Source organism: Cyanobium sp. ULC082 (assembly GCF_977927535.1).
Genome location: NZ_OZ376398.1, coordinates 887,172 through 905,837, shown reverse-complemented (window position 1 = coordinate 905,837; position 18,666 = coordinate 887,172). Strand labels below are relative to the sequence as shown.

General features: G+C 65.4%; 17 protein-coding genes. 8 read left to right on the top strand and 9 right to left on the bottom strand.

What is annotated here, in order from left to right:
* Nucleotides 1-13 precede the first annotated feature (13 nt).
* From ACXMDY_RS13790 to ACXMDY_RS13770, 5 genes are all read left to right on the top strand, one after another.
* A complete protein-coding gene (locus ACXMDY_RS13790) occupies nucleotides 14-1,408 on the top strand; it encodes a (Fe-S)-binding protein (protein ID WP_259701907.1) in 1,395 nt (464 codons plus the stop codon).
* On the top strand, nucleotides 1,405-2,280 hold the full coding sequence (locus tag ACXMDY_RS13785; protein ID WP_259701860.1) for an SWIM zinc finger family protein: 876 nt from the start codon (nucleotides 1,405-1,407) through the stop codon (nucleotides 2,278-2,280). Before ACXMDY_RS13790 ends, ACXMDY_RS13785 begins: the two co-directional genes overlap by 4 nt.
* Before the next feature lie 4 nt (nucleotides 2,281-2,284).
* Nucleotides 2,285-2,770 carry an MEKHLA domain-containing protein gene (locus tag ACXMDY_RS13780; RefSeq protein WP_259701859.1) on the top strand — a complete coding sequence of 162 codons (486 nt, stop codon included), beginning with the start codon at nucleotides 2,285-2,287 and terminating at the stop codon, nucleotides 2,768-2,770.
* 209 nt (nucleotides 2,771-2,979) lie between these two features.
* Nucleotides 2,980-3,384 (top strand): Hsp20/alpha crystallin family protein, encoded by a 405-nt coding sequence (locus ACXMDY_RS13775; RefSeq protein WP_259701858.1) that lies wholly within the window; start codon nucleotides 2,980-2,982, stop codon nucleotides 3,382-3,384.
* A 224-nt stretch (nucleotides 3,385-3,608) separates the two neighbouring features.
* Complete coding sequence (locus ACXMDY_RS13770; protein WP_259701857.1) at nucleotides 3,609-4,760, top strand: cation:proton antiporter; 1,152 nt, start codon at nucleotides 3,609-3,611, stop codon at nucleotides 4,758-4,760.
* Here ACXMDY_RS13770 and ACXMDY_RS13765 read toward each other — a convergent pair.
* The 6 genes from ACXMDY_RS13765 to ACXMDY_RS13740 all read right to left on the bottom strand — a co-directional run bounded on the left by ACXMDY_RS13765 (nucleotide 4,727) and on the right by ACXMDY_RS13740 (nucleotide 11,414).
* Nucleotides 4,727-5,566 carry a nitrate ABC transporter ATP-binding protein gene (locus ACXMDY_RS13765; protein ID WP_259701856.1) on the bottom strand — a complete coding sequence of 280 codons (840 nt, stop codon included), beginning with the start codon at nucleotides 5,564-5,566 and terminating at the stop codon, nucleotides 4,727-4,729. The two genes, ACXMDY_RS13770 and ACXMDY_RS13765, sit on opposite strands and share 34 nt — an antisense overlap.
* Nucleotides 5,567-5,620: 54 nt before the next feature.
* Nucleotides 5,621-7,624 (bottom strand): ABC transporter ATP-binding/substrate-binding protein, encoded by a 2,004-nt coding sequence (locus ACXMDY_RS13760; RefSeq protein ID WP_259701855.1) that lies wholly within the window; start codon nucleotides 7,622-7,624, stop codon nucleotides 5,621-5,623.
* A gap of 67 nt (nucleotides 7,625-7,691) precedes the next feature.
* Nucleotides 7,692-8,525 carry a nitrate ABC transporter permease gene (ntrB, locus tag ACXMDY_RS13755; protein WP_259701854.1) on the bottom strand — a complete coding sequence of 278 codons (834 nt, stop codon included), beginning with the start codon at nucleotides 8,523-8,525 and terminating at the stop codon, nucleotides 7,692-7,694.
* A gap of 158 nt (nucleotides 8,526-8,683) precedes the next feature.
* On the bottom strand, nucleotides 8,684-10,018 hold the full coding sequence (locus ACXMDY_RS13750; RefSeq protein WP_259701853.1) for a CmpA/NrtA family ABC transporter substrate-binding protein: 1,335 nt from the start codon (nucleotides 10,016-10,018) through the stop codon (nucleotides 8,684-8,686).
* Between the two features lie 271 nt (nucleotides 10,019-10,289).
* The gene (locus ACXMDY_RS13745; RefSeq protein WP_259701852.1) at nucleotides 10,290-10,802 is read right to left on the bottom strand and encodes a phosphate-starvation-inducible PsiE family protein; all 513 of its coding nucleotides are present in this window, start codon (nucleotides 10,800-10,802) and stop codon (nucleotides 10,290-10,292) included.
* Between the two features lie 36 nt (nucleotides 10,803-10,838).
* The gene (locus ACXMDY_RS13740) at nucleotides 10,839-11,414 is read right to left on the bottom strand and encodes a Crp/Fnr family transcriptional regulator (RefSeq protein WP_259701851.1); all 576 of its coding nucleotides are present in this window, start codon (nucleotides 11,412-11,414) and stop codon (nucleotides 10,839-10,841) included.
* A 210-nt stretch (nucleotides 11,415-11,624) separates the two neighbouring features.
* Here ACXMDY_RS13740 and ACXMDY_RS13735 point away from each other — a divergent pair, with 210 nt between their 5' ends.
* Nucleotides 11,625-12,524, top strand: coding sequence for a DUF6671 family protein (locus ACXMDY_RS13735; RefSeq protein WP_259701850.1), 900 nt, complete (start codon nucleotides 11,625-11,627; stop codon nucleotides 12,522-12,524).
* A 112-nt stretch (nucleotides 12,525-12,636) separates the two neighbouring features.
* Here the strand turns inward: ACXMDY_RS13735 and ACXMDY_RS13730 are convergent, their stop codons facing one another.
* Nucleotides 12,637-12,951, bottom strand: coding sequence for a P-II family nitrogen regulator (locus ACXMDY_RS13730; protein WP_259701849.1), 315 nt, complete (start codon nucleotides 12,949-12,951; stop codon nucleotides 12,637-12,639).
* Nucleotides 12,952-12,986: 35 nt separating this feature from the next.
* On the bottom strand, nucleotides 12,987-13,985 hold the full coding sequence (locus tag ACXMDY_RS13725; protein ID WP_259701906.1) for a sodium-dependent bicarbonate transport family permease: 999 nt from the start codon (nucleotides 13,983-13,985) through the stop codon (nucleotides 12,987-12,989).
* A gap of 305 nt (nucleotides 13,986-14,290) precedes the next feature.
* On the opposite strand from ACXMDY_RS13725, the gene ACXMDY_RS13720 reads away from it, so the two are divergent.
* Nucleotides 14,291-16,039 carry a diflavin flavoprotein gene (locus tag ACXMDY_RS13720; protein ID WP_259701848.1) on the top strand — a complete coding sequence of 583 codons (1,749 nt, stop codon included), beginning with the start codon at nucleotides 14,291-14,293 and terminating at the stop codon, nucleotides 16,037-16,039.
* Complete coding sequence (locus tag ACXMDY_RS13715; protein ID WP_259701847.1) at nucleotides 16,039-17,889, top strand: diflavin flavoprotein; 1,851 nt, start codon at nucleotides 16,039-16,041, stop codon at nucleotides 17,887-17,889. Before ACXMDY_RS13720 ends, ACXMDY_RS13715 begins: the two co-directional genes overlap by 1 nt.
* A gap of 135 nt (nucleotides 17,890-18,024) precedes the next feature.
* Here the strand turns inward: ACXMDY_RS13715 and ACXMDY_RS13710 are convergent, their stop codons facing one another.
* Nucleotides 18,025-18,606: a hypothetical protein gene (locus ACXMDY_RS13710; RefSeq protein WP_457767654.1), complete on the bottom strand. Its 582-nt coding sequence runs from the start codon at nucleotides 18,604-18,606 to the stop codon at nucleotides 18,025-18,027.
* Between the last annotated feature and the right edge of the window lie 60 nt (nucleotides 18,607-18,666).

Sequence of the window (18,666 nt, the reverse complement as noted above, 5' to 3'; positions counted from 1 at the left end):
CGGCCCCAACGCCATGGTCGGCCCCAAACCCATGGGCGGTGCTGCTGTTCCGTTCAGCGCCACCGATCCCTGCATCCACTGCGGCTTCTGCCTGCCGAGCTGTGCCAGCTACCGGGTGCTGGGCACCGAGATGGATTCGCCGCGGGGGCGCATCCACATGCTCAAGGCGATCGAAGCCGGCGAGCTCAGCCTCGATGCCACGGTGGCAGGCCATTTCGAGTCCTGTCTGGGGTGCCTGGCCTGCGTCACCGCCTGCCCCTCGGGCGTGCGCTACGACCAACTGATCGAGGCCACCCGCCCCAAACTCAATGCGGTGGAGTTGCGCAGCCCCTGGCAGCGCAGCCTGCGGGCCCTGCTGTTCCGCCTGCTGCCCTACCCCGGCCGGCTGCGGGCAGTGCTGCAACCCCTGCGGCTCTACGCCGGAACCCCCCTGCAACGCCTGGCCCGGCTCAGTGGTCTCACCCGACTGTTCGGTCCGGAGCTTGAAGCGATGGAGCGACTGCTGCCGCCCCTGGCAACGGAGGCGTTCGCGGATCGCTTCCCGGTGGTGGTGCCCGCCGAAGGGGAACGGCGCCACCGGGTCGGGCTGGTGCTGGGCTGTGTGCAGCGCCTGTTCGACCCGGAGGTGAATGCCGCAGCGGTGCGGCTGCTCTGCGCCAACGGCATCGAAGTGGTGATCCCCCCGGCCCAGAACTGCTGCGGTGCGATGACCCACCACCAGGGCGAACTGGAGCAGACCCGAACCCTCGCCACCAGCCTGATCGAGAGCTTCGATGCGGTGATCGGGGTTGGCAGGGCCGCCGGCCCTGAGCCCCTCGATGCGGTGCTGGTGGCGGCATCGGGCTGCGGCCACACCCTCAAGAAACTCGACGAGATCCTGGCTGGCCAGCCCGCCTGGGCCGCCAGGGCCAGCGCCTTCACCGATCGGGTCGCCGACATTCAGGAGTTCCTCGATCGGGTGGGGCTGAGCGAGCGCTTTCTGGCCAGGCTCAGGCCGCTCGATCACGCCGATGGCACACCGGCCAGCGCCGAACGCCCCCTGCGTCTGGCTTATCACGATGCCTGCCACATGATTCACGGCCAGGGCCTGCGCGATCAACCCCGCCGTCTGCTGCGGCAGATCCCCCACGTGCGGATCCTGGAAGCGGTGGAGGCGGGCGTCTGCTGCGGCAGTGCCGGGATCTACAACCTGGTGCAACCCGACGAAGCGGCCGAACTGGGCCGGATCAAGGCCGCCGATCTCAGCAACACCGGTGCCGACCTGGCGGTCAGCGCCAACATCGGCTGCACGCTGCAGATCCGCCAGCATCTGGAGGGCACCAGCCGTCCGATCCCGGTGCTGCATCCGGTGCAACTGCTGGAGCGCAGTGGCGGCCTTCAGCCAACCACCGTCCTCACGCCGCGATGACCAGCTCCAACCTGAGTCCGATCACCACCCAGCTCGGCCAGCTGGGCCTCGGCCAACAGCCCTGGTGGGTGGAGCAGTGGATGGAGCTGATCAACTCCTACCGCTACAAAAAGCGCCTGGAGCGCGCCTGGGACTATGCCCGCTCCGGCAACGTGCTCTCGATCCGCTTCGAGGGCAGACGGGTTCATGCGCGGGTCCAGGGGACCGAAGCGGAGCCCTACAAGGTGAAGCTGTGGCTCGACACCCTCACCGATGAAGACTGGGGTTTCGTGCTCGAAGCGCTCGGTCAGAAGGCCCGTTGGTCGGCGCAGCTGCTGGCCGGTGTGATGCCCCAGGACATCGAGCGCGCCTTCGCCGCCAGCGGCAAGCGCCTGTTCCCGTTCAAGCTGCAGGAGGTTCGCAGTGAGTGCTCCTGCCCCGACAAGGCCAATCCCTGCAAACACATCAGTGCCGTCTACTTTCTGATGGGGGATCGCTTCAGTGAAGATCCCTTCGTGCTCTTCCAGTTGCGGGGTCGCAGCCGCAGCCAGCTGCTGGCCGACCTGGCGACGGGGCGCCGCGAGCTGCTGGCCAGCCGCGCCGCCGCCGCCCGTGGCGAGGAAGCGGCGGCCGAGCCGGCGCCCCATCCGGTTCACGGCGCGATCACCGATCCGAGCCGCTGGTGGACCTACACAGCCAGCCTCGATCCCGACCTGGTCGTGATCACCCCGGCCATGGAAGGGGAAACCGGGCTGGATGAAGCCGGCGAATTGCCCCTGGCGGCTGAGCCCCGGTTCCCGGAGGCCAACCGGCTGTTCATCAGCCGGCTCAAGGCCCAGGGGATGGCGATGGGTCAGATGGCGATGGCCCAGGCGATGGGTGCCGGGAGCTGAGCCGTTGCCACCGCAGGCCCCCTGGCTGAGTGCCGCTGCGGTTGCACTTGCCGTTGGCTTGCTCGAGTCGCACCGCCGCCACTTCGGCCGGCCCCTGATCGCCTGCCGCGCCACCGACGGACGTCAGCAGGCCCAGGAACTCTTCGTCGCCGCCACCGTGGTGCTGGCCCATGACGGCAGCGCGGACCCCCGCCTGATCTATGCCAATGCCGCCGCCCTTCGCCTCTGGCGCCATCGCTGGAGCTCGATGGTGGGCATGCCGTCGCGGCTGACCGCTGAGCCGGCCGAGCGCCAGGCGCGGGCACGCCAGCTCAACACGGTCCTGCAGCAGGAGTTCATCTCTGGCTACCGGGGCATCCGCATCGACGGCGATGGCCGCCGCTTTCAGATCGAGGGCGCCCGCCTCTGGAACCTGCCCGCTGGCCCCGGCCAGCACCCGGGCGATGCCCCTGGCCAGGCCGCCGCCTTTTCCAGCTGGGCCTGGCTCTGAGGACGGTTCTCCGGCCCTGCTGTCGTGGAGGCCGCCCATGGTGATGAACACCGAACCGAATGGGACGGTTCTTGCCGGATGGAGCAGCAAACAATCCATCCATAGTGAGTGGGTTGGTGAATCCAGCCAGCCTTGATCACCAACTCCGACCTTCTCCTAATCAGAGGGTCTGAATTCAATCCATCCGCCAATCTGTGGAGGACACAACCATGTTGACCCTGCGCCAATCCCCTTACGATCTTTTCGAGCGCCTCGAGCAGCAAGTGCTCAACGCCGAGCGGGTGCCTGCCGCCGAAGTGCACGAAAACGACCAGGCCTACACGATCATTCTTGAACTTCCCGGTGTCGACAAGGAGTCGATCGAGGTCAAAGCCACCGATCGCACCCTGCTGATCAGCGCCCAGCGCCGCAGCCAGCACCCGGCCTCTGCCGCAGCCCAGGACAAGGCCCCCCTGCACAGTGAGTTCCGCTATGGCACCTGGAGCCGCAGCTTCACCTTCCCCGGTGGTCTGCAGCGTGATGCCCTCGAAGCCCACTACCGCGATGGCCTGCTCACCGTCACCGCACCCAAGGCCCAGACACTCACCACCGTGAATGTGAAAGTGGAAAGCTGATCGCATCCGGCCAGAGCTGGGATCAAACGAGAAACGAGATCCGCCCTGGCCTCCGGTCAGGGCTTTTTTCTGTCAGCACGGTTTCGCTCCAGGCAAAGTTTCGCTCCATGCATAGCTTCGCCCCAGGAAAGATTTCGCCCCAGGCAAGGGAGCGCCGAGGCTCTCGTTAGCGTGATCTGGTTGCTTCCAACCTGATTCTGGCCAATCCGTCCCTGCTCGCCAGCTTGTTGCTGCTGCTGCTGGGGGTTCTGCTGGCGCGGTTGTCGGCACGGGCCCTGGGGGGCGCCGGTGTGCCTTCGATCCTGCTGGAGCTGGGGACGGGCTTCCTGATCGGCAATCTGCTGCTGCCATTCGATCGCCTGGGCGGGGTCGGGGGCATTGCCGAGCTGGGGGTGATCAGCCTCTTCTTCCTGGTCGGTCTGGAGACGCGCGGCGACCTGCTGAGTCAGCGCCGTGGCGACATTCTGCGCACCGTGCTGATCAGCAGCCTGGCTCCGCTGTTGTTCTACCTGCCGCTCCAGGCCATCACAGGCGGAGGAAGCGCCAAGGTGCTGCTCTTCCTGGCGGTGGTGGCGGCCACCGGCACCGGTGTCACCCTGCGGGCGCTCGCCAACCTCAAGGCGATGGGCAGCCCCTCTGCCCGCCTGCTGGTTGGGGTCTCGGTGCTCGACGACCTTCCGGCGGTGGGCTTGCTGGCCCTGGCGGCGTCCGTGGGGGCCAGCCAGGGCGCCGCCTCGGCAACCCCTCCGGCGGCGCCGATCTGGATCGTGGTCGCCCTGGCGGCAGCGGCTCTGGGCTATGGGCTGATCCACCGCTGGGTGCGGCGTCATGGCCCGCGGGAGCTGGGTCCCTTCGGCCTGATGGTGCTGATGGTCGGTTGCGCGGCGGCTGGAGAGGCAGCCGGCCTGACCGCCTTTCTCGGCGCCCTGGTGGGAGGGGTGCTGCTGGCTCGCCTCAGCCCGGCCGATGCGGCGGTGGAACGCAATCTCGCGGTGTTCTCGGATGTGTTCGTGCCGCTCTACTTCGTGACGGTGGGCATGCAGGTGAAGCTGGAAACCCTGCTGCAGCCCGAGGCCTGGCGGCTCGGAGCCTTGCTGATCGCGATCGCCGTGATCAGCAAGCTGCTCTGTTACTTCGGAGTCGGCCAGCGGGCCCGCCAGGAGGGCGTGGACCCCTGGGTGGTGGTGTTCGGCCTGATCCCACGAGGGCTGCCGGGGCTGGTGTTCGCCACCAGTGCCCTCAAGATCGGCCTGATCTCCGACCTGGAGTTTTCAGCCCTGGTGATCATGGTGACCAGCACCACCGTGCTCGGCCTGTTGCTGCTGGGGCTGCGGTTGCGCCCTCACTCCACGTCATCGTGGGCGAAGCGGCTGTAGAGGAAATCGAGGGCCTGGTTGCGCAGGCTGTAGTACAGCGGATCCTCCATGATCTCCTCGCGGTTGCGGGGCCGGGGGAACTGGATGTCCATGATTTCGCCGATCTTGGCGGCCGGGCCGTTGGTCATCATCACCAGTCGATCGGCGAGAAACAGAGCCTCATCGATGTCGTGGGTGATCATCAGCACGGTGCAGCGCTGCGTGTTCCAGATCGTGAGCAACTCCTCCTGCAATTCCTCCTTGGTGATCGCATCAAGAGCGCCGAAGGGTTCATCGAGAATCAGCACCTCCGGCCGGATCGCCAGGGCCCGGGCGATCGCCACCCGCTGCTTCATTCCCCCCGAGAGCTGCAGGATCTTCTTGTCGGCCGCATCGGTGAGCCCCACCATCGCCAGGTGCTCCCGGGTGATCTCCTTCTTCTCATGGGCCGGCAGGTCCGGCTTCACCGAATCCACCGCCAGGTAAACGTTTTCGTAGGCGGTGAACCAGGGCAGCAGGGCATAGCCCTGGAACACCACCATGCGATCGGGGCCTGGCTTGGTGATCGTGTTGCCGTGCAGCACCACCCGGCCGTCGCTGGGGGTGGAGAAGCCCGACACCATGTTCAGCAGGGTGGACTTGCCGCAACCGGAGTGGCCGATCACGCACATGAACTCCCCTTCATGGATGCTCAGATCGATGCCATCGAGCACCGGGTAGGGGCCCTTGGCGGTGGGATACACCTTGCTGACGTTCTCGAAGCGCAGGAATGCCTCAGCAGCCGGCGCACGGAGGCCGGGACTGGGTGGCTGGATCAGGGTGGACATGGCTTGGGTGCGGAAGAATGCGGGGGAAGGGCAGGCGGATGTGGTCGGGCCGTCTCAGCCGCGACGTGGTGGCGCCAGGGGGATCTCGGCGATGCTGAAATCCCGCTTGATCACCTGGGCATTGAGGTAGCTGATCGGGTCGTCGGCATCGAAAGGCTGGCCATCGAACAGGGCGATGCCCTGGCGCTGGTAGCTGAGCGCCTCAAGGCCGAGTTCGCGGGCGGCGGTGCTGAACACCCCCACCTGGCAGACCCGCTCCAGGATCTCCACCCAGTTGCGCGGCAGGGGAATGTCACCCCAGCGGGCCATCTGGGTCATCATCCAGAGGTGCTCGGTGCGGCTGGGCCGGTTCAGTCCCTCCCCGAAGAACAGGTGGTGCGGCACCGCCGCCTCGCTCTCCGGTCCGCCCCTCTCCACATCGGCGCTGGCCTCACTGAACCGGATCAGCTCCGGCTTGATGCCCAGGTAGCGGCGATCACTGAGCAGCTCGCTGAGCTCTGCCCAGTGGGCCGGATCGGCGCAGTACTGGCAGGCCTCCAGCAGGGCCTTGGTGAGGGCGATGTGGGTGTTGGGGTAGGTGATCGCCCAGTCTTCGCGTACGCCCAGCACCTTGCCGGGATGGCCGGGCCAGATCGCCAGATCACCGGCCACCGCAATCCCGTGGCCATCGCGGGTGGCCCGATCCAGCCAGGGAGCGCCCACGCAGTAGCCGTCGATGCTGCCGTCCTTGAGGTCGGCGAGCATCTGGGCCGGCGGCAGGGCTTGCAGGTGCACGTCCTTGTCGGGGTCGATGCCGTTGGCCGCCAGCCAGTAGCGCAGCAGCAGGTTGTGCATCGAGGCCTGGTGCACGATCCCCATCGTGTGGGGTTCACGCTCATGGCTTTTGAGATAGGCGCGGTAATCGTCCACCGTGCGCACCCCCTGCTCGGCCAGGCGACGGCCCAGGGTGATGCCGTTGCCGTTGCGGCTGAGGGTGAGGGAGGTCACGATCGGCAAGGGCGTACCGCCATGGCCGCCGGCGGTCATCCAGGTGGGCATGCCAGCCGGCATCAGCGAGGCGTCGAGGGTGCCGTCCACCAGCCCGTCAACGATGCCGCGCCAGGTGGGTTCACGGATCAGCTGCACCTCATCGAGGCCGTGCTTGACGAACAGGCCGTGGGCCTCAGCCACCGCCAGGGGCGCGCTGGCGGCCAGGGGCAGGAAGCCCAGGTCCAGGTTCACCTTCTCGAGGCCGTGGCGGGCCACCGTCTGGTGGGGCCGGGCCCGCCACTGCTTCACGCGCTTCTGACGGTTGAGGAAGTAGATGATCTCGGAGCGCAGGCTGTAGTAACTGGGGTGATGCACCACCTCCAGCCGGGCCCGGGGCCGGGGGATGTCCACCTCAAGGATTCCGCCGATCCCCGAGCCGGGGCCGTTGGTGAGCATCACGATCCGGTCGGAGAGCAGCACCGCCTCGTCGACGTCGTGGGTGACCATCACCGCAGTGAGTTCGTGCTCATTGCAGATCTGCATCAGCTTCTCCTGCAGATTGCCCCGGGTGAGCGCGTCGAGGGCGCCGAAGGGTTCATCGAGCAGCAGCAGCTTGGGGCGGATCGCCAGGGCCCGGGCGATCGCCACCCGCTGGCGCATGCCACCGGAGAGCTGCAGGGGCAGCCGGTCGGCGGCGGGGCCGAGCCCCACCATCTCGATGTGCTCCTGGACGATGGCATTGCGCTCGGCCCTGGGCAGCTCACCCATCACCTCATCAATGGCCAGGCCGATGTTCTCGCGCACCGTGAGCCACGGCAGCAGCGAATAGTTCTGGAACACCACCATCTTGTCGGGGCCGGGGCGCTTCACCGCCTCCCCCTCCAGCAGCACCACGCCTTCGGTTGGCAGATCCAGGCCGGCGATCATGTTGAGCAGGGTGGACTTGCCGCAACCGGAGTGACCGATCAGGGAGATGAACTCCCCTTTATTGATCTCCAGATCGATGCCCTTGAGGGCCAGATAGGTGCCGCCGCCGCGCAGATCGAAACTCTTGTCGATCGCACGGACGTCAACCAGGGATGTCGTCATCGTTGGGGGTTGGCTCTGATCGGCCTGGGGGTAGGGGACAGGAGGGAAGGGAGCAAGCTCTACGCGCTCACTGGCCCGGGGAGATGCGGGTCTGCAGCCAGGCCATCAGGCGATCAAGCACCAGGCCGATCGCGCCGATCCAGATCACGCCGAGCACGATCTCGCCCACGTAGTTCTGCTGATAGGCATCCCAGATGAAGAAGCCGATGCCCAGGGTGCCGGGCATCACGATCTCAGCGGCGATGATCGCCAGCCAGGCCAGACCGATCGAGATGCGCAGGCCCGTGAAGATGTAGGGGAGAGCGGAGGGGATCAGCACCTTGGTGAAGAAGCGCCGGTTCGACATCTGCAGCACCAGGGCCACGTTGCGGTAGTCCTGGGGGATCTGGCGCACGCCTTCAGCGGTGTTGATCAGGATCGGCCAGATCGCCGTGATGAAGATCACGAAGATGGCGGCCGGCTGGTTGTTCTGGAACAGCACCAGGGCGATCGGCACCCAGGCCAGGGGCGCCACCATGCGCAGGAACTGGAAGAGGGGATCGAAGGCGCGGTTGATCGCGGGCTTGAGGCCGATCGTGATCCCCACGGCGATGCCCACCAGGGCAGCGAGGGTGTAACCCTGGGCCACCCGCGACAGGCTGGCCATGGTCTGCCAGAACAGGCCCTTGTCGAGGCCGCCACGGTCATAGAAAGGGTAAAGAATCAGGTTTCGGGTGCGCTCTTCGGTGAACAGGCTCGAAGGAGCAGGCAGGGCGATCAGCTGCAGCGAGGAAAGAATCTGCCAGAGCAACAGGAACCCGCCGATGCCCAGGAGCGGCGGCAGCCAGTTGCCGGAGCTGCGGGCAAGCCATCTCAGGGGACTGCTGGATGCCCCGGGGCGGCGTGATGAGGTGGGAACCATGAAAGGGAGACTCCGAAAAATGAATTCTGGTAACGGGATACGGTCCGGAACGGTTGAGACCGGGGTGTGGACATTAGGTGAGTGGGAGGCTGGCTGGCTATGCGCCTCGCAAAAAAAATCCGGGGGTTGGGAGCCCCCGGAGAAGGATCACTTCAAACTCACTTCTTGATCTTCAGGCTGTCGAGGTAGGCCTGAGGGTTCTCCGGGTCGTAGGTGACGCCGTCGAAGAAGGTTTCCTTGCCGCGGCTGGAGGAGCTGGAGATGTCCGCAGCGGGAAGCCCCAGTTCCTTGGCCGCCGTGATCCAGAGATCTTCGCGAACCACTTTGTCGTTGATCGCCTTGGCCTGATCCACCGTATCCACCACACCTGGATAGAACTTCCAGCGGATCGATTCGAGCAGGAACCAGAGGCTGAGGCTCTTGTAGGGATAGGAGATCACACCGCGATCGCTGGCCCAATAGAGCGGCCCCATCGCCGGATCGGTTTCCGGCTTCATGTCGGCGCCGATCTTGTACTGGCCCTTGAGCGCCTCCTCCAGCACCGGGGCGGGGATGTTGTACCACTTGCGGGAACTGAGGATCGTGGCCACCTCGGCGCGATTCTCGGCCTTGTCCATCCAGATCTGGGCTTCGATCAGCCCCTTGATCAGGGCCACGGTGGCCTTGGGGTGCTTGTCCACCCAATCGGCCCGCACCGCCAGATACTCCTCGGGGTGGGACTTCCAGATCTGGGCGGTGATCGCCGGCAGATAGCCCACCTTGTCTTTGACGATCCGGGAAGGCCAGGGATCGCCGGTGGAGAAGGCCTGCATCGTGCCGTTCTTCATTCCCTGGAGGGTTTCGGTGGCGGGCACCGTCAGCAGCTCCACGTCCTTGTCGGGGTCGACGCCGCCGGCGGCCAGCCAGTAGCGGATCCAGATCTCCTGGTTCGCCTTCGGGAAGGTGTAGGAGGCCTTGAACTTGTTGCCGGTCTTCTTGGCGAAGTCATCGAAGAAGCCTGGTGACGTCTTCTTGAGATCGACGCTGAGGTTGCCATCCTTGACAGCATTGGCTGCGGCAATGCCGTTGCCCTGGCTCATCAGCATCGCCAGCACGTACATCGGCACCTTCTTGCCATCGGAGATCGCGCCTTCGGTGAGCATGTGAGGCATGGGCATCTGCCACTGGCCGCCATCGATGCCGCCGCCGGCGGAACCGAGCACCACGTTGTCGCGGGCGGAGGGCCAGCTGGCCTGCTTGGTGAGGTTCACCTCAAGGCCATGCTTGGCGAAGTAACCCTTCTCAACGGCCACCACCAGGGGCGCAGCCTCGAGAATGGGGATGAAGCCCAGGTTGATGGTTTTGGTCTCAAGCCCCTTGTCGGCGGTGGCCGGCGCCGGTGCGCTGGCGCCGCCACCACCAGAATCAGGTGGGGTGCCCATGCAGCCAGCCAGCAGGGAGGTGCCCAGCATGGCGCTGCCCATCAGGGCGAGAAAACGGCGGCGTCTTGTCATGTTAAAAAATAGGGAGAAAAAGGTGAAGACTTGAACTTTTAGCCTAGGATTGCAGAACTTGAATGAAGCAACGTTCACCAAGGAAGACCCTGAGTTTGATGAACGATTGATGGCCGGAATGGCGGTCCTAGGGATGGAGCATGGGTCACCGTTGCGGCGGTCGAAAGAAGTTAATGGCTGGGCAATGTGATTGGGGGCCCTGATCAGGCAGGATTGCCAATGACACCAATCAGCGCAGCCAATCGTTCCAGCCACAGACCGGGCTGGGGGCTCAGTCTTCGCTCAGGCGCCGTACCCGCTCCGACATCTTTCCCTCCGGATCGACCCCGACAAACGTGGGCGGCAGCCAGACCCTGACCACCAGCAGCACGGCCATCGCCATCAGGAAGGCACACACGGCCAGAATCTGGCGCCAATCGGTTTCGAGCACCCCTTTGACGATCACCTCCCGCAGGGCCGAAACGATGGCGATCTCCACCGACACCCCGATCGACACCCGCTGCTCCTGCAGATAGATGATCAGCAGCCGAAACAGCTCCACCAGAATCAGGATGTAGAGGATGTCGGCCGTGACCTCATGGAACTGGGGTGCGCTAAGCAGTGCCCTGAAGATTGAGCGCAGCTCCAGCACCATCACGCAGAAAAGACCCACGCAGAGGCAGATGGCGATCAGATCCTGAATCGACTCCAGGGTCTGGACAATCTGGACCCGCCTGAACTGCTGGTGCCAGGGAACCGCTGGGGCTGGTGTGACTGGGGTTTCCGTCCTGATGGCTTGGCTCATGGCAACGGGCTCAGGGGAGAAGAAGGGGGAGGCTGGTCAGACCGTCCAGGGCTGGCCATGGATGGGGTTGGGGAGAAGCAGATCAACATCCCTCTTGGCGACGATCAGCCCGCTGGCCTTGAAACGGCTCAGGGCTTTGGTCACGCTCACCCGGGTCATGCCGGTGAGATCAGCCAGAATCCGGTGGGTGAGGTTCATGTCCTGCAGGGACAGCACGGTTCCCTGGCTGCTGATGATTCCGAATCGGGCGCCGATCCAGTGCAGCAGGTGAATCAACCTGGCATCGACAGGACGGAGCCGACCGATCTGGAGCAGGGTGATGGCCTGTTCCATCTGGTTGTTGAGGCAAGCGGCCAGCTCCTCATTCGAAGGGCAGACTTCCTCGACGCTCACCCGGGTGAGGCAAGCCATTTCTGAGGCGCCTCCCTTCTGATGCAGGGGCGCAATCAGATCACCGGGACCAGCCAACCCGATCGTCACAACGTCACCGTCGGCTGTCCAGGTGTTGGCGCGGATGTAGCCATCGGACAATCTCCAGCAGAGATGGGAGGGAAGGATGCTGGATGAATCCAGGGTGAGCTGAAGTTTTTTCACGGAAAGGCTGTTGGTCATGACCCATGACGAGGGAACAACACCTCCAACGTTTGAAGAGATGTCTGGTTGGCTGGGTGATGCCGAACCCTAAGGACTTGAGCCTGGACTCTGGTCAGCCCTGACGACAGGATTTTCAATCCAGGCAATCAGCGCTGGTGATCGGATTCTGCTCTCGTTGTTCCGTCAGTTCGAGAGCATCAGGCGGCATAGATTGCTGATTCGACCGCTGTGGCTGGACGCGTGGCCCCTGGGCTGGGTGACGAACCTTCAGGACTGGGCTGGCAGGTGCGGGGCCGGCCGGTGAGCCTGGCCACCCGCCACGGCAAAGAGAAGGTGATCGCCAGACCCTTCCGCCTGGGTCTGGGGGTGGAGCTGGTGCTCGCCGCCGGCTTCGACACCGACAGCCTCGGCACCTTCAGCGGCGAGCGCCCCCGGCAGGACGATGCCGAAACCACCTGTCGGCTCAAGGCCGAAGCCGGCATGGCGGAAACCGGCCTGGATCTGGGCCTGGCCAGCGAAGGCAGCTTCGGGCCCCATCCGGCGCTCCCCTTCCTGCCACTGGCGATCGAATGGATGACCTGGGTTGATCAGGCGCAAGGCCAGGTGATCACCGAACGGCTGGTGGGTTGTCGCACCAACTTCGACCACTGCACCGCCGACGCCGACACCGATCTGGTTCCATGGCTGGAGCGGATCGGCTTCCCGGCCCATGCCGTGATCGTGCGCCCCCAATGGCCTGGGGCGGAACCGCACCTTTGCAAGGGCATCACCGGCGTTCCCGAGCTGCGCAGAGCCATCATCGCCGCGGCCAGCGCCTCCGCCGACGGCCTGGCGCTGGTCGAAACCGACATGCGCGCCCACCGCAATCCCACCCGGATGGCCGCGATCCGCCGCCTCGCCTTCCGGCTGGTGCGCCGGATCGCCACGCCCTGCCCGGCCTGCGGCGCCCCTGGCTGGGGGAGGGTGGATGTGGTGGCTGGCCTGCCCTGTTCCTGGTGCGATTCGCCCACCGAATGGATCCAGCACGAGATCTTCGGTTGCCCCAGCTGCCCTCACACCGAGCCACGGCCGCGCTCCGACGGACTGAGCCAGGCCGATCCGCAGCACTGCCCGCTGTGCAATCCCTGAACATCACCACCGCGCTGACCGGGCAGGCCCACCACCGAAGACCCGAAACACGAAAATCCCGGCCATGTGGAGTGACACGGCCGGGAAAAGGAACAGTTTAGATCAGACCAGATCAGAACTTGTGATCGCGCAGGGCTTCCACCTGATAGATATAGGTGATGATCGAGTAGTCCGAATAGAACTTGGCTTCAATATCATGGGTGATTTTGTCGGCCAGCTCGCGGGTGCCGGTGAGCACCTCGATTTTCACATTGGAGAGGGTGTGCGACACGCTGGGTTCTCCAGTGGAGCGCACATTGCGGCTTCCTTCACCACCGGCTGAATTCACGGTGTAACCGGTGGCGCCTGCAGCCTTGATCAGCTTGATGAGTTTTTTGGAGAGAATTTCCTCTGCAACGATCACCAGCTTCCAAACTTGTTGACTCATGAACTTAATCTCCAGTTAGTTGTGATGTTGAGATTTTAACGACCGAGCATCATCTCGGCAATGCCAATGAACAGCGGGATGCAGATGGCGATCGCCACTGGCGTGCCGATGGCCGTGGAGGCGCCGATGTAGGCGGAGGGATTCGCCGAGGGAATGCCAGCGCGAAGCGTCGGCGGGCCGGAGATATCCGAGCTCGACGCGGCGATCACCGCCAGGACAACAGCGCCACCGATGCTGAAGCCCGTGATCTTGTGAATGATCAGGCCAACGCCGAAGGCCAGAAAACCATGCACGATGGGCGCAATGAAGGCATAGATGGCAAACCACTGGGCAACCTTGCGCAGCTCATTCATGCGCTGGGCGGCCTCCATCCCCATGATGATCATCAGAATGGCGAGGAAGCCGCGGAACAGAGGGTTGAAGAAGCTCTCGTAGACGGGCTCAGGCTTGGTGAGAATGCCAAGGGCCACGCCCAGAAGCAGCGACGTGACGGCCGAGCTCTGCACGCTTTCCTGGATGATCGGCCAGATTTCGACTTTCTCGGCAGCGTTGCCGGTCTTCTTGCTGATGTAAACGCTGGCCACCACGATCGCCGTCACCAGGGCCGGGATGTCCATGAAGGGATAGAGAGCCGCCGTCCAGGCCTCATAGGGGATCTTGGCGGAATCCAACTGGGGGAGAACGGCCGCGAGCGTGGAGCCACTCACCGCGCCGAACAGACCACCGGTGGCCACGGCGTCAGGCACACTGATTCCTGGCAGTTTCCCCAGGGTGTAACGACCGATGAATACGATCGCGATGCCGATGCCCACAGCCGCGAGCGCCGGAAGAAAGATCTCGGTGGGATTGGAATTGCGAATGGCGATCCCGCCAGTTAAACCGATCTTCATCAGCAGAAAGAAGCTGATGAACTTGTAGATCGAATCTGGAATGGCCAGCTGGCTGCCTAAGGCGGCAACAATGATGCCACCAATCAGAAAGCCAAGCGTTGGAGACTGAAGCTGCTCAAGAAACAGTGTGATGAAATCGGACAAGTCAAATCCTCTTGTTGTTTTGGCGCACCAAATCTGGGAGATCGTAAATGTCAGGGGGTCGTTATTTGGGCAGGCCTTTGCCCGGCCGATGTGGTTCTTCACGCGCAGGCCCGCCCACGGCAGCTGACGCGGCTGTGGTCGCCCAGCCCGGCCGCCGCCGCCGGCCCTGCAGCCCCGAGGCCACGACAGCCGCGCCTATGGCTGCCATCAGATGGCCGAATCGATCCGGCGGCCTCCAGGACACCTCTGGTGCCAGAGAAATCCCGACGGCGTTTCTAGAGTCGGGGTCCTCGCAGACGCCGTCGATGACTGTCGCCACCGCTGCACCCCCCGCCCCGCCCCGCCTTTCCTTGCAATGTGAGGGGATCGGGCCCGACACCACCACGCTCCGCTCGCTCGACTGGGACCGCAGCCGCTTCGACATCGAGTTCGGCCTGCGCAACGGCACCACCTACAACGCCTTCCTGGTGCGGGGTGAGCGCACCGCCCTGATCGACACCAGCCACCTCAAATTCGAAGCCACCTGGCTGCCGCTGCTGGAGCAGCAGATTGATCCGATGGCGATCGATCACCTGATCGTGTCCCACACCGAGCCGGATCACAGCGGCCTGATCGGCCACCTGCTCGACCGCAACCCCGAGATCGAGATCGTGGCCTCGAAGGTGGCGATCGCCTACCTCGCCGACCAGGTGCACCGCCCCTTCCGCAGCCGCGCGGTGAAAAGCGGTGAGGAACTGGATCTGGGCACCAACCCGCAGAGCGGTGTGGCGCACCGTTTCGAGTTCCTCAGTGCCCCGAACCTGCACTGGCCCGACACGATCTTCTCGTTCGACCACGGCACCCGCATCCTTTACACCTGCGATGCCTTCGGCCTCCATTACTGCAGCGATGCGGTCTTCGATGTCGACCCCGGCGCCATCGCCCCGGATTTCCGCTTCTATTACGACTGTCTGATGGGCCCCAACGCCCGCAGCGTGCTGCAGGCGCTCAAGCGCATGGACAGCCTGCCGGAGATCGCCATGATCGCCACCGGCCACGGGCCGCTGCTGCGCGAACACCTGCGCCTCTGGATCGGCGACTATCGCGACTGGAGCAGCCAGCGCAGCGCCGGCGAAACCTATGCGGCGGTCTGTTATGTGAGCCAGTACGGCTTCTGCGACCGGCTCAGCCAGGCGATCGCCCGCGGCATCGGCAAGGCGGAGGCCCAGGTGCAGCTGGTGGATCTGCGCGCCTCCGACCCCCAGGAGCTGGCCGCCCTGGTGGGGGAGGCCAGCGCCGTGGTGGTGCCCACCTGGCCCGCCAACCCCGATGGGGATCTGCAGCAATCGATCGGCACGCTGCTGGCGGCGCTCAAGCCCAAGCAGTGGGTGGCCTGCTACGACGCCTTCGGTGGCAACGATCAACCGATCGACACCGTGGCCAGCCAGCTGCGCGGTCTGGGCCAGAAAGAGGCCTTCGCGCCGCTGCGCATCCGCCAGGTCCCTGATGGCAACGATTACCAGCGTTGCGAGGAGGCCGGCACCGACCTGGGCCAGTTGCTCACCAAGGCGAAAACGATCGCCGCCATGAAGGCCATTGATGCCGATGTGGACAAGGCACTGGGGCGGCTCAGCGGCGGCCTTTATATCGTGACCGCCCGCCAGCAGGAACGCAGCAGCGCCATGGTGGCCAGCTGGGTGAGCCAGGCCAGCTTCGATCCACCGGGCCTCTCGATCGCCGTGGCCAAAGACCGCGCCATCGAAGCGCTGATGCAGGTAGACGATCGCTTTGTGCTCAACATCCTGCGCGAAGACAACTACCAGCCCCTGCTGCGCCATTTTCTCAAGCGTTTCCCCCCCGGCGCCGACCGCTTCGCCAGGGTGCCCACCCTCGATGGGGTCTCCGCCGGTGGCCCGGTGCTCAGCGAAGCGCTCGCCTTCCTGGGCTGCCGCGTGGTGCAGCGCATGGAAACACCCGACCACTGGATCATCTATGCCGCCGTGGAGGAGGGCACGGTGTCCGACACCGAAGCCGCCACGGCCGTTCATCATCGCAAGGTGGGGAACCATTACTGATGGCTGAACGCGTACTCGATCCCACGGCACCGGTCACTGAAGCAAGCGAACGGCGCGTCATCACGCTGCCGATCGAACCGGGCCTGACCTGCCTCCGCTGCCTCAGCCCCAAACGGCTGCGCTTCGAGGTGGAATACGGCCTGGAGCGCGGCACCAGCGCCAATGCCTTCCTGTTCGCCGGTGGCCGCAACACTGCCCAGCGGGAGATCCCGCCGGTGCTGGTGCATCCCCCCGGTGCCTCGTTCACGGCGCCATTCCTGGCCCAGCTTGCTGCCCTGGTGCCTGCGGAGGCGCCACTCAAAGTGGTGCTGGGTCACGTCAACCCCAACCGGGTGGCGCTGCTGCGCGAGCTGACGGCTGGCTGGCCCGCCCTGATGCTGGTGGCCTCCAACACCGGCGCCCGGCTCGTGGAGGAGCTGTGGCAGCAACGCCGGCCCCCTGCTCCGGGCAGCGAAGAGGTGGAGCCGCCGCTGCCCCCCCTGCCGCCGATCGATGTGGTGAAGCAGGAGGTCAGCCGCGAGCTGGCCGCTGGCTTCCGCCTCACCCTGCTGCCCGCTCCCACCCCCCGTTGGCCGGGTGCCCTGATTGCCTTCGAGGAACGCACCGGTCTGCTGATGAGCGGCAAGTTCTTCGCCGCCCATCTCTGCAGCGAGGCCTACGCCGAGGCCAACCGCGGCAGCACCGAGGAAGATCGCCGTCACTACTACGACTGCCTGATGGCGCCGATGGCCCGCCAGGTGGAAACGGTGGTCGAACGGCTCGAGGAACTGGAGATCCGCACGATCGCCCCCGGCCACGGCCCGGCGATCACCGAGAGCTGGCGCAGCCTGCTGGCCGATTACGGCCGCTGGGGGGAAAACCTCGCGAAAACCCGCCTGTCGGTGGCGCTGCTCTACGCCAGCGCCTACGGCAACACCGCCGCCCTCGCCGATGCGATCGCCCAGGGTGTGGCGCGCACGGGCGTGCGGGTGGAGAGCATCAACTGTGAGTTCGCCCCCCCCGACCAGCTGCTCGAAGCGATCCGCAGCTGCGATGCGGTGCTGATCGGCTCACCCACCCTGGGCGGCCACGCCCCCACCCCGATCGTCTCGGCGCTCGGCACCCTGCTGGCCGAAGGCGACCGGGCCAGGCCGGTGGGGGTGTTCGGCAGCTTCGGCTGGAGCGGCGAAGCCATCGATCTCCTCGAAACCAAGCTGCGCGATGGCGGCTTCCGCTTCGCCTTCGAGCCGATCCGGGTGAAGTTCAGCCCCGATCCGCCCACGCTCAAGCGCATGGAGGAAACGGGCACGGCCCTGGGGCGGCAACTGCTCAACCAGCAGAAGCGTCAGCGGCGTGTGGTGGCAGGCGGCCTCAGCGAGAGCCGCAGCAACCCGGCGGTGCTGGCCCTAGGGCGCGTGGTGGGTTCGCTCTGTGTGCTCACCTGCGTGAAGGGGGAGGGTGCCGCGGCCCTCAACGGTGGCATGGTGGCCAGCTGGGTGAGCCAGGCCAGCTTCACGCCGCCCGGCTTCACGGTGGCGGTGGCAAAAGACCGTGCCGTGGAAAGCCTGCTGCACGTGGGCGACCGCTTCGTGCTCAACGTGCTGGCCGAAGGCCGCGAGAGCGGACCGATGAAGCGCTTCCTGCAGCCCTATTCCCCTGGCGCCGACCGGCTGGCGGGCCTGGAGCTGGAACACAGCCCGGCGGGTCAGCCGGTGCTCCCTGAAGCCCTGGCCTGGCTGGAGGCCAGCGTGAGCCAGCGCATGGAGTGTGGCGATCACTGGCTGGTCTATGCCCAGGTGAGCCATGGCGGCCTGCTGGATGGCAGCGGCATCACCGCCGTGCACCAGCGCCGCAGCGGCGCCAATTACTGAGCCGGGCCCAGCTTCCCCTGCTCAGCGAGGCAGGGGAACAGCGGGCAGCGGCGAGCGGGCCTCACGGAAACAGGGCGTCTCGAACAGCTCACGCTGGCTGAGGATCTCCACCTTGGGCGGCACACCCGGCTTGCTTTAGCGCAGCACGAAGATCTGGCCGAACTCCGTCGCACCGATGGGTTTCATCGAGGCCCAGCCCAACCCCCGGGCCAGTTCGGGCATGCGGCGGTGCTCCCAGAACAGCACCACAGTGCCGCCTTCGTAGGTGGGCTGACTCAGGATCTCCTGGCCGTCCAGAAAGGAGTTGTCGCGGGAGGACTGGGCGATCGAGATGTTCACGCCCGTGGCCACCCCGAGGGGAACGGCGCTCTGGTAACTGCGGGCGTTCTTGCTGGATTCCGGGTTGAGGAAGAAGGTGCGGATCTGCGTGGGCGGGCCGAAGCAGGCGGGAATCAGGCGCGCCAGGGTGATGGAGCGCAGAAAGCCATCCACCGAGAGGTTGTAGTTGCCATCCCCGGCGGCCACCTTGTCGCCGTGGCGCAGCAGGATCACCGTGCGCGGAAGGGCCTCGGCAGGGGCGGCGACTGAGGCTTTGAGCACCAGCACCAGAGCGGTCGTAGCGAGGGCCTGCAAGGGCCGATGGGGTGAACCCTTCTGGGTCATGGAAGCCGGTGGATGGATCCAGGCAGGACAGCGGCTGGCGAGAGCAGGCTCCATGCTGGCAGCAGGAGCTGGCGGCATCGCCAAGCCCGGCCACCCTCCTAACTCATACTCACT

Coding starts and splice junctions, on each gene's coding strand:
- ACXMDY_RS13790 (WP_259701907.1), top strand. CDS start 14: ATGGTCGGCCCCAAACCCATGGGCGGTGCTGCTGTTCCGTTCAGCGCC.
- ACXMDY_RS13785 (WP_259701860.1), top strand. CDS start 1,405: ATGACCAGCTCCAACCTGAGTCCGATCACCACCCAGCTCGGCCAGCTG.
- ACXMDY_RS13775 (WP_259701858.1), top strand. CDS start 2,980: ATGTTGACCCTGCGCCAATCCCCTTACGATCTTTTCGAGCGCCTCGAG.
- ACXMDY_RS13765 (WP_259701856.1), bottom strand. CDS start 5,566: ATGTCCACCCTGATCCAGCCACCCAGTCCCGGCCTCCGTGCGCCGGCT.
- ACXMDY_RS13760 (WP_259701855.1), bottom strand. CDS start 7,624: ATGACGACATCCCTGGTTGACGTCCGTGCGATCGACAAGAGTTTCGAT.
- ntrB (WP_259701854.1), bottom strand. CDS start 8,525: ATGGTTCCCACCTCATCACGCCGCCCCGGGGCATCCAGCAGTCCCCTG.
- ACXMDY_RS13750 (WP_259701853.1), bottom strand. CDS start 10,018: ATGACAAGACGCCGCCGTTTTCTCGCCCTGATGGGCAGCGCCATGCTG.
- ACXMDY_RS13745 (WP_259701852.1), bottom strand. CDS start 10,802: ATGAGCCAAGCCATCAGGACGGAAACCCCAGTCACACCAGCCCCAGCG.
- ACXMDY_RS13740 (WP_259701851.1), bottom strand. CDS start 11,414: ATGACCAACAGCCTTTCCGTGAAAAAACTTCAGCTCACCCTGGATTCA.
- ACXMDY_RS13730 (WP_259701849.1), bottom strand. CDS start 12,951: ATGAGTCAACAAGTTTGGAAGCTGGTGATCGTTGCAGAGGAAATTCTC.
- ACXMDY_RS13720 (WP_259701848.1), top strand. CDS start 14,291: ATGACTGTCGCCACCGCTGCACCCCCCGCCCCGCCCCGCCTTTCCTTG.
- ACXMDY_RS13715 (WP_259701847.1), top strand. CDS start 16,039: ATGGCTGAACGCGTACTCGATCCCACGGCACCGGTCACTGAAGCAAGC.
- ACXMDY_RS13710 (WP_457767654.1), bottom strand. CDS start 18,606: ATGGAGCCTGCTCTCGCCAGCCGCTGTCCTGCCTGGATCCATCCACCG.